The sequence below is a fragment of the Acinetobacter sp. FDAARGOS_558 genome (assembly GCF_003937785.1).
Classification (GTDB): Bacteria; Pseudomonadota; Gammaproteobacteria; order Pseudomonadales; family Moraxellaceae; genus Acinetobacter; species Acinetobacter baumannii.
This window is the reverse complement of sequence record NZ_RKJH01000001.1, coordinates 2,807,573-2,821,117: the sequence shown is the minus strand read 5'-3', so window position 1 is coordinate 2,821,117 and position 13,545 is coordinate 2,807,573. Positions and strand designations below refer to the sequence as shown.

Genomic DNA, 13,545 nt, shown 5'->3' with positions numbered 1-13,545 from the left:
ATCAGGCTTCAGCCAAGGCCAACAGATAAGCCTTCATCTCATCTAATTGCGTAGCTTTCAGGTCCGATTCCTCATCCCAATAAAGGCCTACACAGTTTGCCTGCATATCAATAGCATAAATCCCTTTTAATGCAATGGGAGAATCATTAAATTTCTCATCGCCTTGCACAACTTTTAATTTTCCGTCTATAACGCGAGCACGCATGAGCGGTAAACGAGCATCGGGGATCAATACACTATAGTAAGCAACCATGCTGGCACGCTTTTCAGTTGCCATCGGGACATGTGTCCATTCAGGTGCAGCAATTACGCGTGGATGTAGCCCCATTTTGCGGGCTTTGTCTCGCATAATTCCCAGCGCCTTTTCACGTGGACTCACTCTTAAACCAAAAATGGAGCCTAGCACGAAAAGAACAATGATAACGGTAACCCAAATTCCGATATTGTCCATAGCAAAACCTATTAATCTCTTTTATTAGAGTTGCATAAGCTGACCAGAAAACGCAAGTTACATCATAAAAATAATGTCCAATTAACCGACAAGGCTAAAAACTACAACATTTCCTCATAGATATTTTTAACAATCTAGGCAGAATATTTAGGCGCTCTTTTCAGTTTCAAGAGTAGTTAACTTACCAAACTGATCCAGATGCGCATCTCCCCACGTTTTTAAAGCAAGAAGTATCTGCTCAAGCCCGCGCCCTAAATCAGTTAGACAATATTCCACTTTAGGAGGCACTTGAGGATAAACCTCACGATGAATAATGCCATCTTGTTCTAATTCCCGAAGCTGATTGGTCAGCATTCTTTGTGTAATGCTTGGAACTCGTTTACGAATTTCATTAAATCGTAAAGTTCCTTCATTTAATAAATGCCAAAGAATGACACATTTCCATTTGCCATCAATCAAACTGATTGCGGCCTCAACTGAACAACCTGGTGAGCAGTCAAAACTTGAATGTCGAGCTTTTGCCATTTTACAGTATCCTTTTTGACACTATGAGCGTTATTTGTCTGTAGTCACTATTTTTAAGCTTACGTTATGATCAAACTCTCAACAAGAGGAATGATGATTATGAAAGCTGTGGCATATCAAAAAGCGGGGCCTATTACATCCCCAGAGGCACTCGTAGATATTGAAATCGACACTCCAGTAGCTAAAGGACATGATTTACTTGTTCGTGTTCAAGCTGTATCAGTAAATCCAGTCGATACCAAAATACGTAAAAATGTAAGTGCTGAACAATCTGGTTGGAAAGTACTTGGATGGGATGCTGTAGGCACGGTAGAAGCGATTGGCGATAAAGTTACTCAATTTAAAATTGGTGATGTGGTTTGGTATGCAGGTGCTTTAAATCGCCAAGGCAGTAATAGTGAATTGCAATTAGTTGATGAACGTATTGTCGGTCATAAACCAAAAACTTTAGAAGCGACTGAAGCTGCGGCTCTTCCTTTAACAGCAGTCACAGCTTGGGAAATGTTATTTGATCGTCTACAAGTTCCAAAGACTGCGCCTGCTAATACGACTATTTTAGTGATTGGTGGAGCTGGTGGGGTAGGTTCAATTACCATTCAGCTTCTTAAGCAATTAACTAACCTCACGATTATTGCTACAGCTTCACGCCCCGAAACAAAAGAATGGGTAGAACAACTAGGTGCTGATTATGTATTAGACCACCGTCAGCCTTTAGCTGCACAAATTAAACAATTAGGATTAAGTGCACCTTTATATGTATTCTCAACTACTGAAACAGATCAACATTTATCAGATATTGTAGAGTTAATTGCTCCACAAGGTCATTTTGGACTTATTGATGACCCTGATCAGTTAGATATTAAACCGTTTAAATCTAAGTCTGTCTCAGTTCACTGGGAATTTATGTTTACGCGCTCAATGTTCCAAACGGAAGATATGGAAAAACAAAGTGCGCTACTAAATGAAGTCAGTAAACTGGTGGATGAAGGTAAAATCAAAACAACTGTGACTCAGGTTTTAAGCCCAATTAATGCTGAAAACTTAACACGGGTTCATGAGCAAATTGAAAGTGGTTCAACCAAAGGGAAAATCGTTTTACACGGATTTTAAGTTGCACTTTTGAAAATAAATGGCAAGCGTAACGCTTGCCATTTTAATTAGTAATGCGGTGGTTTATTCGTTAATGGATCAAAAGGTGCAACACCTTCTGATAAATCTGCAGATTCCACACGTTGATAAAGTAATTGCATTTGTTTTTTTAAATCAGCTATTTCTAAAGTTTGAATCGCGAGTTGCTGATTTAATTCCTCAACTAAATCATCTAAAAATGCAATTCGCACTTGCAAATCTTCAATGGGTGCGGAAAATGACGCTTGATCATCATGATATGGTGGTTTAGTCATTTAAGTCCTCATTTGAGATTTTGGAAAACATTATGGCCTATATTACTTTAAGGGATGTCCAACTTGCTTTTGGCGGACCTGCCCTGCTCGATGGCGCGAACTTCAACCTAGAACGTGGCGAACGAGTCTGTTTAATTGGTCGTAATGGTGAAGGTAAGTCTACTTTACTTAAACTCATTGAGGGAAGCCTACTACCAGATTCTGGTGAAGTTTCTGTCCAAAATGGTTTAACTGTTTCTATGCTAGCTCAGGATGTTCCAATGTCATCGGGCAAAGTTGCAGATATTGTAGCAGAAGGTGCAGGAGAAGCCGCTGCCGTACTTAAAGCCTATCATGAAGCAAGTGATGCCTGTGTACTTGGTGACATGGAAGCTTGCGATCGTATGGGATCTTTACAGCATAAACTTGACCAACTTGATGGATGGGCATTAGAAAATAAGGTCAACACGATTTTAGGCAAAATGGAGTTAGATCCGAATGCAGATCTAGCAGACCTATCGGGTGGTCGTAAACGTCGCGTTTTACTCGCCCGCGCCCTACTTACCCAACCAGATGTGTTATTACTCGATGAGCCAACTAACCACTTAGATGTTGAAAGTATTGAGTGGCTTGAGAAATTCCTGCTTGATCAGAATAATTTAACCTTACTCTTTATTTCGCATGACCGTTCTTTTGTAGACCGCCTTGCAACTCGTATTGTGGAATTGGATCGCGGCATATTACGCAGCTATGAAGGAAACTATTCTCGTTACCTTGACCTAAAAGCTCAGCAACTTGAAGCTGAAGAAAAACAAAATGCCTTGTTTGAAAAGAAACTTGCCGAAGAAGAAGCATGGATTCGTCAAGGTATTAAAGCACGTCGTACACGTAATGAAGGTCGTGTCCGTGCCCTTAAAGCATTACGAGAAGAGTCAAAAGCTCGCCGTTTCCAACAAGGCAAAGTCAATATGGGCGTTCAAGAAGCACAGCGCTCAGGCAAACTTGTATTTGATATTGAACACTTAAGCGTAAGCTACGATGGACAAACCCTCATTAGAGATTTCTCTGCCATTGTTATGCGCGGTGACCGCATTGGTTTGGTCGGTGATAACGGCGTAGGAAAGACTACTTTAATTAAAGCGATCTTAGGCGAAGTTCAGCACGAAGGTGTTGTCAAAACAGGAACTCAGCTTGAAATTGCTTACTTCGACCAATTACGTAATCAGCTTGACCTTGAAAAGTCGGTTTCTGAAAACGTTTCTGAAGGTTCAGATTTCGTTGATGTAAATGGTCAACGTCGCCATATTCTCAGTTACTTACAAGACTTCCTATTCTCTCCGGAACGAGCTCGTACACCGGTAAAAGCACTTTCTGGTGGTGAGCGTAATCGTGTCCTGTTAGCAAAACTATTGCTCAAGCCATCGAACCTGATTGTAATGGATGAGCCAACGAATGACTTAGATATGGTCACACTTGAGCTACTTGAGGAGATGTTGTCTGAATATAAAGGTACTTTGCTTCTAATTAGCCATGACCGTGCTTTTATGGACAACGTTGTAACATCAACTTGGGTATTTGACGGCAAAGGCGGTATTGCAGAATATATCGGTGGTTATCAGGACTATTTGATTCAGCGTCCAAACGAGAGAGTCGTTGACCAAAAAGGCGATGTAAAAAAAGCTCAGGCTAAAGCAGAAGCTGAAAAAAATGCAGCTCAAACGAACGTAAAAAAGGTCAAATTAAGCTACAAAGATCAACGTGAACTTGAGCAATTACCGGCAGAAATTGAAAAGTTAGAAAATGAGCAAGCTGAACTTTCTGATAAACTTGCTGACGGCTCATGGTTCGTAACGGATGCCGATGCGGCAACCAAAGCAAGCCAGCGTCTAGCAGAAATTGAAGAGTTACTCCTTGAAAAGTTAGAGCGCTGGGATGAACTTGAGCAAATGAGTAAAGGGAATTAATTAATTTTTTTACCTGCTGATTAATTTAAAAAGCCTCCTAGATTAGGGGGCTTTTTTAAATATAATTTAAGATATTTTTTCAAATAAGATTTATAAAAATAATTATGTTATACCTATCAGTATAATAATATTTAAGGATATTTCCATGCTAGATCTCTCTCAAATTTTGGCATTTGGATTCATTTGTCTGGCGATGGTACTCACCCCAGGCCCAAACATGATTTATCTTATCTCTCGTTCCATTAGTCAGGGCAAACTCGCAGGTTTTATTTCTCTCGGTGGCGTTGCCGTTGGTTTTGTATTTTATATGCTCTGCGCTTCTTTCGGGATTACGGCACTTGTGGTCGCAGTTCCATATGCCTATGACACTATTCGTATTGCCGGTGCGATGTACTTACTTTGGTTAGCATGGAAAGCTTTACGCCCCAATGCCGCACCTATTTTTAATGTTAAAGATTTAGCGGTTGACTCACCATTAAAGTTATTTTTAATGGGCTTTTTGACTAATTTACTTAATCCTAAAATTGCGATTATGTATTTATCTTTATTACCTCAGTTTATTCACCCGCAACAAGGCAGTATTTTAGCGCAGTCTATCCAACTCGGGACTATACAAATTTTTGTAAGCGTTTCAGTAAATGCGCTGATTGTATTTTCTGCTGGTAGCATTGCTCTTTTTCTACAAAAAAAACCACTTTGGGCAAGCATTCAACGCTGGGTCATGGGTACAGTATTAGCCGGCCTTGCGGTTCGTATTCTTCTAGAACACCGCCGATAACCCGCTTTATTTTTCTTTATCGCGTCTAAACCTTCAATTTACTCCTGTGTATTACGACGATAAATTCAGTTCGTGATACACTTTTGGCAGTTTTAACTTTTTAAATTCTTTATATCGTTATGAGCCAAAAGCAGCCTTATACGCCCGGTGAGTTTCAATGGTCCTTTTTGTTGCCTAAATATTGGGGTGTGTGGATTGCGATTACTTTCCTGATGCTTTTGGCTATTTTACCGTGGGCAATTCAATGGCGCTTAGCTCATGGATTGGCAAACCTTGCTTGGAAATATTTAAAGTCTCGTCGTAAAACCACAATTCGTAATTTAGAAGTTTGTTTCCCTGAATGGTCACCTGAAAAAGTACAGCAACAAGCAAAACAAGTTTTTGTAGATATGATGCTTGGTATTTTTGAGACCTTAAACGCATGGTATAAGCCTTACTGGTTTAAAAACCGTGTCACTATTGAAGGCTTAGAACACATTACCAATGCACAAGCTCAAGGCAAAGGTGTTTTATTGCTTGGTACACATAGTACTTTACTCGATGCAGGTGGTTATGTATGCGCCCAATATTTCGAGCCGGATGTTGTGTATCGCCCTCAAAACAACCCACTCCTCGATATGCTAATTTATCGTTGCCGCGGCACAATTTATAAAGCACAAATTGATCATGATGACATGCGTGGTTTGATTCGTCATCTTAAAGAGGGCGATGCAATTTGGTATAGTCCCGATCAAGACTTTGGGCTTAAACAAGGTGTTATGGCACCATTTTTTGGAGTGCCAGCTGCCACTGTAACCGCTCACCGTCGTTTATTAAAAATCTCGAAAGCGGTTGCTGTGCCTTTATATTTTTATCGTCATGGCGATGTACAGAACCCTAAATATCATATTTTGATTGAACCTGCGGTCGACAATTTACCAAGTGAAGATGAAGTCGATGATGCAACGCGTGTGAATAAGATTATTGAGAACCAGCTTCGTATCGCACCAACTCAATATATGTGGTTTCACCGTCGTTTTAAAACACGTCCAGAGGGATATGAAGAGATTTATTAAGATAAGGCTGTAATAATTTTAGATTAGTAATAGGCACAGCCTCGATTTAAAGTGATATTCAAATACTTTCGGATAGGCAGACCTTACTTTTTAGGGATGAAAAGTAAGCAAAAATCCTTTGTTCCGCTGATGTTACATCCTTGTAACACAACGCAACAGCGACATCCATGTCGCTATCACGATAGTAAACTCCGGATAATGATTTAGTTTGAGATGATGTATCTATGGATGATTCATCTTTTATGAACGTATAAGGCAAAAAACAATGAAAGTGATGCAACTTCTCCCAGAACTCAATAGCGGTGGCGTAGAACGCGGCACACTGGAAATTGCACGTGCACTGGTTGCACAAGGCCATCAATCTTTGGTTGTTTCAAATGGCGGCCGACTAGTGTCTCAACTTGAAGCTGAAGGTTCTACTCATTTAACGCTGCCTATCCATAAAAAATCATTGTCAAGCTTGTGGCAAATCCGTCCATTACGTCAGCTGATTGAAGAGCACCAACCAGACATTGTACATGTGCGCTCTCGCGTACCTGCGTGGCTAACCCACTTCGCTTTAAGAAAAATACCAGCGAATAAACGCCCTCACCTCATTAGCACGGTACATGGTTTCTATTCAGTTAATCGTTATAGTGCGATCATGACTCAGGCAGAAAAAGTGATCGCTGTTTCTGATAGCGTAGTTAAATACATCACAAACCATTATAAAAACTGTCCACCACAAGATATTGTCCGTATTTATCGAGGCATTGACCCTGCTGCTTTTCCGCATAACTACCAACCTTCAGCACAGTGGTTTAACCAAGTCTTTAACGACTTTCCCGAACTCGAAAATAAATTTTTACTTTGCCTACCTGGCCGTATTACTCGTTTAAAAGGACATGAAAGTTTAATTGAACTGATGCAGCAACTTCATTCGCAATATCCTCAACTGCATACTGTTGTTGTGGGTGGGGCTGATGTAAAAAAACAAGCCTATTTAAGTGAGTTGCAAAACACCATTCAAAGCAAAGGACTTGCAGATAAAATTACCTTTGTAGGACATCGCTCAGATATACGCGAATGGCTCGCTTTTAGCGATATAGTGCTCTCTCTATCCAATCAAGCAGAAACATTCGGTAGAACAGCATTAGAAGCCCTTTCGGTAGGCACGCCGGTCATTGGCTGGAACCGTGGAGGTGTTGCCGAGATTTTATCTCATGTGTACCCGCAAGGTCTTGTTGAAGCAGAAAATGAAAAAGCTTTAGTAGAAACAGTAAAGAATCATATTGAACAACCGCAAACAGTCGCTCCTGTGACAATGTTTAGTTTAAAAGATATGTGTGACCAAACGCTTGAGCTATATCAAAGTGTATTGAAATAACCCAATAAAAAAACCCGCGATGTTCGCGGGTTTTTTTCGACTAAAAAACTTCTCTATTACTTAAGAGATGCTTCATAAGCAGCAGCTTTTTCATAGTCGTATTGTTTTTCCCATTTACTGATTACAAGTACAGCAAGCGCGTTACCTACAACGTTCAACGCAGTACGAGCCATATCCATGATACGGTCAACACCAGCAATAAATGCTAAGCCTTCTACAGGAATACCAACACTACCTAATGTCGCCAATAACACAACAAATGATACCCCAGGAACACCTGCAATACCTTTAGAAGTAATCATTAACGTTACAACTAAAATCACTTGTTGGCTGATTGACATTTCAATGCCGTAAAGCTGTGCAATAAAGATTGCTGCGATACTTTGGTAAAGCGTAGAACCGTCAAGGTTAAATGAATAACCAGTTGGAATTACGAAACTAGAAATCGCTTTTGGCGCACCATAAGCTTCCATTTTTTGCATAATACGCGGTAAAACTGTTTCCGAACTTGCAGTCGAATACGCCAAAATTAATTCGTCTTTCAAAATCTTAAACAAAGTAAAGATATTGATGCTGAACATTTTTGCAGTAATACCTAAAACCACTAAAGCAAAGAATAAGATTGCACCATAAACCAATACAACCAATTTACCCAATGGAATAAGCGAAGCAAAACCGAAGTTTGCAACAGTTACAGCGATTAAGCCAAATACACCCACTGGCGCATATTTCATGATGATGTGTGTTACACGGAACATTGTTTCCGATACAGCATGAAATACATTTAATAATGGGTCTTTTGTTGTTGCTGGTAATGAAGATAAACCAATACCAAATAGCACAGCAAAGAAAATCACTGGCAACATTTCGCCATGCGCCATTGAACTAATAATGTTCGTTGGGATAAGCGATAATATCGTCTGGATAATACCATGAGACTGTGACTGTACTTCTTCAGTTGTATGCTTATATTGAGAAATATCAGTTTGTACCAGTTGAGACATATCAATGCCTGAACCTGGATGGAAGATATTCGCTGCAAACAAGCCAACCAAAATAGCAATAGTAGTAATAATTTCGAAATAGAGAATGGTTTTAAAACCAAGACGCCCTAGACTTTTTGTACTGCCAACACCAGCAATACCTAAAATCAATGTAGAGAAAACGATTGGGATTACAATCATTTTAATCAGGCTAATAAAGATCTTACCTAATGGAGTAAGAACGTTATTTACAATACTATCTTTGATTTCAGGCTGGTTATGTAAAACAGCCCCGACAACTATCCCTAGGATTAAAGCAATTAAAATTTGCCATGCAAGGCTAAATTTAAAATTCTTCATAAGACAATCCTTATGCACCGCAAAGTATCAAATATGAGAGGGAGAAGACCACTACTTTAGAGTGAAACCTCAATATGTACACGAATTTCCAAACAGAAATTTAAATGCACAAGCAAATCACAACCCGCCGATCCGGCGAAGTAAACAACAATGCCTGTTGACGATCCAACATGTCAACGATCGGCACATTCTATTGAGATTTGCCAATTAAACAAGTCCAATTTATATCTAAATAGGTCAAAGCCTAGATTTATCCGTCAATAATCTATAAAAACAAAAACTTAACAAAAAAGTTTTTTGTATCCATTTTCATTAAAAATTGCTCAGATATATAAAAAAATTTATGGACGATGACTTATAATTAAGTAGATTTTAAAATTAAGAATACCTTAAAAATATTGGTTTTATTTACAACGAATTAAATGATATATCTATAAAATATCAACCCGAGTTCTGCGTCCTGCAAAACTCGGGTAAATGAGGTTGTGCTTTCAGGGTATATAATTCTTTTTATCGCTTCCGTTCTAACATCTTATCCGTGATGTCGTTCCATATCAGCTTAGTGCATCCTTACTTGGGATTATCCATTCCCGCTTCCGTGTGCCGATGAATGTAGAATACGGGTTTTAACTCTGCCTGCCTATTGGACCTAGACTCAAATCTTTGTACGTTATTGCTTACAACTCACTTTATATATTTTTCTCTTTATAAGGCTGTGCAATTTCATCAGTCACGATTTTTTCTTCTTTTTCAGCTTTAGCAATACCTTCTTGTATCGCGGCTTGAGCTTCTTCTTCATCGGCTTGAGTTTGTTCTAGTTCCTCGTGAATTTCTTCAAATATTCGACCTGTTTGTAAAACGACATAGACAGGAAAATGGTCTGATCCAATATGAGATAAACGCTGCATTTTTACTAAACCGAAGTCTGTACTATGAAAGATATGGTCAAGTGACCAGCGCAATAAAGGATAGTCCGCATGAAAAGTATTAATAAAATGCCGCCCCACTCGTGGATCGAGTAGCCCACTAATACGTTGAAATAAACGGGTTGTTCGTGACCACGCTACGTCGTTTAAATCCCCCATCACAATACAACTTTCATCAAGATCTTTAATTTGATCTCCGACAATTAAAAGCTCAGCGTCACGCAGTGTTGAATCTTTTGCTTCAGTTGGGCTAGGTGGCTTAGGATGTAAACAGTAGAGCTGAACAGGCATGCCAGATCGCAAAATTACCGTGGTATGAATAGAAGGTATTTCATTACTTAAAATGAATTTAACCTCAGTATTTTTAAGCGGTAACCGGCTATATAAATGCATTCCGTATAAATTATCTAAAGGTACGGGCACACGGTATGGATAATCTTTCTCGATCTCTTTTAAAGCATTTTCCCAAGTTGTATCGCTCTCTAAAGTAAGCAATAAATCAGGTTTTAAAGTCCGTACATGCTCAAGTAATAAATGATATTTATCATTCGGGGTGAGCACATTAGAAACTATCAGTGAAATCTGTTTTTTAGGATCTAGCTGATGCTGTTTGACCTTTTTAACCTGTTTTTTCCAAAACAGCGTATACGGTAAAACCATTTTAAGTTGGTAGGCAATCGCTGCGATGAGTACCGCAAGCAAAAGCTCACGCCATACGTCCCATTCGGTCGGCCAAAACAACATACCAATTAAAGCAATTAAGCCAATAAACAGAATTTGTAATCTTGGAAAATCTGCACCTCGAAACCACCACTCATCACGAGGAATAAGTGACCAGAAGCTTAACCAAATCACCACTACTGCCAGTACTTCGATATAAATCATTGAAATTACTCTTTTAAGATGATTTGTTTTTTAATGTTTTTGTCATCTTTATCAATTTTGTATGTAACATAAACAAGATATTCTACTCAATAAAATTGCTGTTTTGATTCTGTAACGCTTGCAGTTGTGAGCACTTTTGATACACTCAACTCCCCCTTTAACAATTTTAACGCACCGAGGCAAAATGACATGAAAGTAGGTCTGGTCGGTTGGCGCGGGATGGTCGGTTCCGTCCTTATGCAACGTATGGTTGAAGAGAATGATTTTGCTCATATTGAGCCATTCTACTTCTCTACCAGTAATGCAGGTGGTGAAGCTCCTTCATTTGGTGGTAAGACTGCCCCAGCACTTATGGAAGCTACAGACATTACCAGTCTGAAGCAAATGGATGTCATTATTACCTGTCAAGGTGGTGACTACACGTCTGAAGTTTTCCCAAAGTTAAAAGCAACTGGTTGGGATGGCTACTGGATTGATGCGGCATCTACTTTACGTATGACTGATGATGCAATCATCGTTCTTGATCCGGTTAACCTTAATGTAATTAAAGACGGCTTAGCGAAAGGTACTAAAACTTTCGTTGGTGGTAACTGTACAGTATCACTCATGTTGATGGGTGTTGGCGCACTTTTCCAAAATAATTTGGTTGAGTGGATGACTGCGATGACTTATCAAGCGGCATCAGGCGCTGGCGCACAAAACATGCGTGAGTTGTTAACAGGTATGGGTTATTTATATAACAATACCAAAACTTTGTTAGATGATCCTAAATCTGCAATTCTTGATATTGACCGTCAAGTTGCCGAGTTACAACGCGGTGAGGGTTTCCCTTCTGCGAACTTTGGTGTGCCACTTGCTGGTTCATTAATTCCTTACATTGATAAACAGCTTGAAAGCGGTCAATCAAAAGAAGAGTGGAAAGGACAAGTTGAGACCAACAAGATCTTAGGTAACTCTCAAATCGTTCCTATCGATGGTCACTGTGTTCGTATCGGTGCAATGCGTTGCCACTCTCAAGCATTAACCATCAAATTGAAAAAAGATGTTCCGCTTGATGAGATCGAAGATATGATTCGTAACTCAAACCAGTGGGCTAAAGTTGTACCAAATACACGTGAAGCATCAATGACTGATCTTACACCTGTTGCTGTAACTGGTACCCTAACTGTACCTGTAGGTCGTTTACGTAAACTCAATATGGGTAAAGAGTACCTCGGCGCATTCACAGTAGGCGATCAGTTACTTTGGGGTGCTGCTGAGCCTCTACGTCGTATGTTACGTATTTTAGTAGAATACAAAAGCTCATAATTTGATCTGAATTATTCAGTCAAAATAAAAAGCCGATCACATTTGATCGGCTTTTTCGTAACTGGTTTGTAAAAAATTAACAATTTATTTACATTCCATTATTGTATAATTTTGAACGACTTTACGACTGATCAGGTCATGGATTGAGATGACTGCATATAACAAATTAAAAATTGCCATTTTCACCATTATGTCTTCGCCTTCTCTTTATGCGATTACATTAGATCCTATTCAAATTCAATCTGCACCTGGGGAATTACTTTATGCAGAAATGAATTTTCAGCAAGCAGATCCTAATACCCCATTGCAAGTCAGTTTGGCCACTCAAGATGATCTCAATGGTTTGGGAGTAACTCATCAACCTCCGGGTAACCTAAACTTTTATATACGCCAAAATGGTCAGGGTTCTGGCGTTATTGTGATTACCTCATCGCGTCCTATTATCGATCCTGAACTGAATATTGTCGTAAAAGTCAGTGAAGGTAACGCAACCCGTCTTCAACATATTAAAACCGTTTTAAAGCCATCGCCTATAAAAAAAGCCGCCATTAACGAAAGTCCACTTTCACCGCAATTTATCGTAAATGAAAAAGATATCGCATTAAATTTGCCTGAAAGTACTCAGTACACACCTACTGAAAATACATCAACGGTGGCAGAAACCACAAGTAATGAACATAATCTAAATATTAGCACTGGAACTGCTCCAGCTTTGAATAGTTCTAGCCCTGCTCCTGTGGCTCCTTTTACCGAAAAACCTTCGACTCAAACACTTCAGCCAACTATAGCTACAATGAATACCGAATCATCGGCTGTAGAGAAACAACCTTCGACTTCACTCAAATCAAGTGATGGCAATCAAACAACTACCGTCAAAAAAGCAGCGCAATCTAAAACTGCCCAACAAAAAAATGTATTAAGTAAAAATACGCCGAAAAAGCAAAAAATTAGCGCTTATAAAGGCCCGGCACCTACTGGTAAATATGTCGTACAACGTAACGAGTCTTTATGGAGTATTGCCAATCGTATTGCAGCACAGACCAAACAACCCGTGGCTAAAGTCATGCGAGATATCCAAGCACAAAACCGACATGCTTTTATTCAAGGTGATGTAAACCGTTTACGTCAGGGAAGTTCGCTAAACTTAACAACAAATACAACTAAAGCTTCCCATTTAAAACCTAAATCGAGTGAAGCTCACTTGGCAAAACCCTCTTCTGGCAGAGCTAAATATCGTTTACAACAAGCTGAAATGAGCATTGTGGCAGAGAACAGCCCAAATTCTGCTCATGGAAGTGCAAAAAAGAGCACACAACAAAGTCAAAACAATACTGAGTTAGCAGTAAAAGTTATGACAACTCGCAAAAAAACCGTTACATTACAAAGGAATGTAACCAAACTAAATCAAACTTTAAGTTTAAAAGACCAACGTATTCAACTCTTGAATGCGCGTTTGGCAGAGTTACAACAGCAATTACAGGCACAGCAACAAACTCACAAGCAAAAACATTAAGTTAAAACCAGAGTTAGCACGCTTTATATTGCAAATATTTATTTTTTAA

The 13,545-nt window shown here is 39.3% G+C and carries 12 protein-coding genes; 7 read left to right on the top strand and 5 right to left on the bottom strand.

The annotated features are described in order from the left end of the window. Position 1 precedes the first annotated feature (1 nt). A complete protein-coding gene (locus EGT34_RS13545; protein ID WP_000368721.1) occupies positions 2-451 on the bottom strand; it encodes a hypothetical protein in 450 nt (149 codons plus the stop codon). A gap of 147 nt (positions 452-598) precedes the next feature. Beyond that, positions 599-976 (bottom strand): winged helix-turn-helix transcriptional regulator, encoded by a 378-nt coding sequence (locus EGT34_RS13540; protein WP_001029768.1) that lies wholly within the window; start codon positions 974-976, stop codon positions 599-601. Between the two features lie 99 nt (positions 977-1,075). Here EGT34_RS13540 and EGT34_RS13535 point away from each other — a divergent pair, with 99 nt between their 5' ends. Continuing rightward, positions 1,076-2,086: a zinc-binding alcohol dehydrogenase family protein gene (locus EGT34_RS13535; RefSeq protein ID WP_000648650.1), complete on the top strand. Its 1,011-nt coding sequence runs from the start codon at positions 1,076-1,078 to the stop codon at positions 2,084-2,086. A 47-nt stretch (positions 2,087-2,133) separates the two neighbouring features. On the opposite strand, the gene EGT34_RS13530 is transcribed toward EGT34_RS13535, so the two are convergent. Beyond that, positions 2,134-2,379 carry a SlyX family protein gene (locus EGT34_RS13530; protein WP_000165735.1) on the bottom strand — a complete coding sequence of 82 codons (246 nt, stop codon included), beginning with the start codon at positions 2,377-2,379 and terminating at the stop codon, positions 2,134-2,136. A 32-nt stretch (positions 2,380-2,411) separates the two neighbouring features. Here EGT34_RS13530 and EGT34_RS13525 point away from each other — a divergent pair, with 32 nt between their 5' ends. The 4 genes from EGT34_RS13525 to EGT34_RS13510 all read left to right on the top strand — a co-directional run bounded on the left by EGT34_RS13525 (position 2,412) and on the right by EGT34_RS13510 (position 7,521). After that, complete coding sequence (locus EGT34_RS13525; RefSeq protein WP_000323468.1) at positions 2,412-4,322, top strand: ATP-binding cassette domain-containing protein; 1,911 nt, start codon at positions 2,412-2,414, stop codon at positions 4,320-4,322. A gap of 145 nt (positions 4,323-4,467) precedes the next feature. Then, entirely contained in the window at positions 4,468-5,100 is a 633-nt protein-coding gene (locus tag EGT34_RS13520) for a LysE family translocator (RefSeq protein WP_000886289.1), read from the top strand. Positions 5,101-5,219: 119 nt separating this feature from the next. Beyond that, positions 5,220-6,155 (top strand): LpxL/LpxP family Kdo(2)-lipid IV(A) lauroyl/palmitoleoyl acyltransferase, encoded by a 936-nt coding sequence (gene lpxL / locus EGT34_RS13515; protein ID WP_000078874.1) that lies wholly within the window; start codon positions 5,220-5,222, stop codon positions 6,153-6,155. A 265-nt stretch (positions 6,156-6,420) separates the two neighbouring features. After that, positions 6,421-7,521 carry a glycosyltransferase family 4 protein gene (locus tag EGT34_RS13510; protein ID WP_000867107.1) on the top strand — a complete coding sequence of 367 codons (1,101 nt, stop codon included), beginning with the start codon at positions 6,421-6,423 and terminating at the stop codon, positions 7,519-7,521. A gap of 56 nt (positions 7,522-7,577) precedes the next feature. On the opposite strand, the gene gltP is transcribed toward EGT34_RS13510, so the two are convergent. Both gltP and EGT34_RS13500 read right to left on the bottom strand, forming a co-directional pair. Continuing rightward, the gene (gene gltP / locus EGT34_RS13505; RefSeq protein ID WP_000787677.1) at positions 7,578-8,864 is read right to left on the bottom strand and encodes a glutamate/aspartate:proton symporter GltP; all 1,287 of its coding nucleotides are present in this window, start codon (positions 8,862-8,864) and stop codon (positions 7,578-7,580) included. A gap of 689 nt (positions 8,865-9,553) precedes the next feature. Then, positions 9,554-10,675: an endonuclease/exonuclease/phosphatase family protein gene (locus EGT34_RS13500; RefSeq protein ID WP_000639214.1), complete on the bottom strand. Its 1,122-nt coding sequence runs from the start codon at positions 10,673-10,675 to the stop codon at positions 9,554-9,556. A gap of 189 nt (positions 10,676-10,864) precedes the next feature. Between EGT34_RS13500 and asd the strand changes: the two genes are divergently transcribed. Both asd and EGT34_RS13490 read left to right on the top strand, forming a co-directional pair. Then, positions 10,865-11,983 (top strand): aspartate-semialdehyde dehydrogenase, encoded by a 1,119-nt coding sequence (gene asd, locus EGT34_RS13495; RefSeq protein WP_000862762.1) that lies wholly within the window; start codon positions 10,865-10,867, stop codon positions 11,981-11,983. A gap of 148 nt (positions 11,984-12,131) precedes the next feature. After that, positions 12,132-13,496 (top strand): FimV family protein, encoded by a 1,365-nt coding sequence (locus tag EGT34_RS13490; protein ID WP_000128075.1) that lies wholly within the window; start codon positions 12,132-12,134, stop codon positions 13,494-13,496. Positions 13,497-13,545: the final 49 nt, after the last annotated feature.

Excerpts from the sequence above, each read along its gene's own strand:
- EGT34_RS13545 (WP_000368721.1), bottom strand. The coding sequence starts at position 451 with ATGGACAATATCGGAATTTGGGTTACCGTTATCATTGTTCTTTTCGTG.
- EGT34_RS13540 (WP_001029768.1), bottom strand. The coding sequence starts at position 976 with ATGGCAAAAGCTCGACATTCAAGTTTTGACTGCTCACCAGGTTGTTCA.
- EGT34_RS13535 (WP_000648650.1), top strand. The coding sequence starts at position 1,076 with ATGAAAGCTGTGGCATATCAAAAAGCGGGGCCTATTACATCCCCAGAG.
- EGT34_RS13530 (WP_000165735.1), bottom strand. The coding sequence starts at position 2,379 with ATGACTAAACCACCATATCATGATGATCAAGCGTCATTTTCCGCACCC.
- EGT34_RS13525 (WP_000323468.1), top strand. The coding sequence starts at position 2,412 with ATGGCCTATATTACTTTAAGGGATGTCCAACTTGCTTTTGGCGGACCT.
- EGT34_RS13520 (WP_000886289.1), top strand. The coding sequence starts at position 4,468 with ATGCTAGATCTCTCTCAAATTTTGGCATTTGGATTCATTTGTCTGGCG.
- lpxL (WP_000078874.1), top strand. The coding sequence starts at position 5,220 with ATGAGCCAAAAGCAGCCTTATACGCCCGGTGAGTTTCAATGGTCCTTT.
- EGT34_RS13510 (WP_000867107.1), top strand. The coding sequence starts at position 6,421 with ATGAAAGTGATGCAACTTCTCCCAGAACTCAATAGCGGTGGCGTAGAA.
- gltP (WP_000787677.1), bottom strand. The coding sequence starts at position 8,864 with ATGAAGAATTTTAAATTTAGCCTTGCATGGCAAATTTTAATTGCTTTA.
- EGT34_RS13500 (WP_000639214.1), bottom strand. The coding sequence starts at position 10,675 with ATGATTTATATCGAAGTACTGGCAGTAGTGGTGATTTGGTTAAGCTTC.
- asd (WP_000862762.1), top strand. The coding sequence starts at position 10,865 with ATGAAAGTAGGTCTGGTCGGTTGGCGCGGGATGGTCGGTTCCGTCCTT.
- EGT34_RS13490 (WP_000128075.1), top strand. The coding sequence starts at position 12,132 with ATGACTGCATATAACAAATTAAAAATTGCCATTTTCACCATTATGTCT.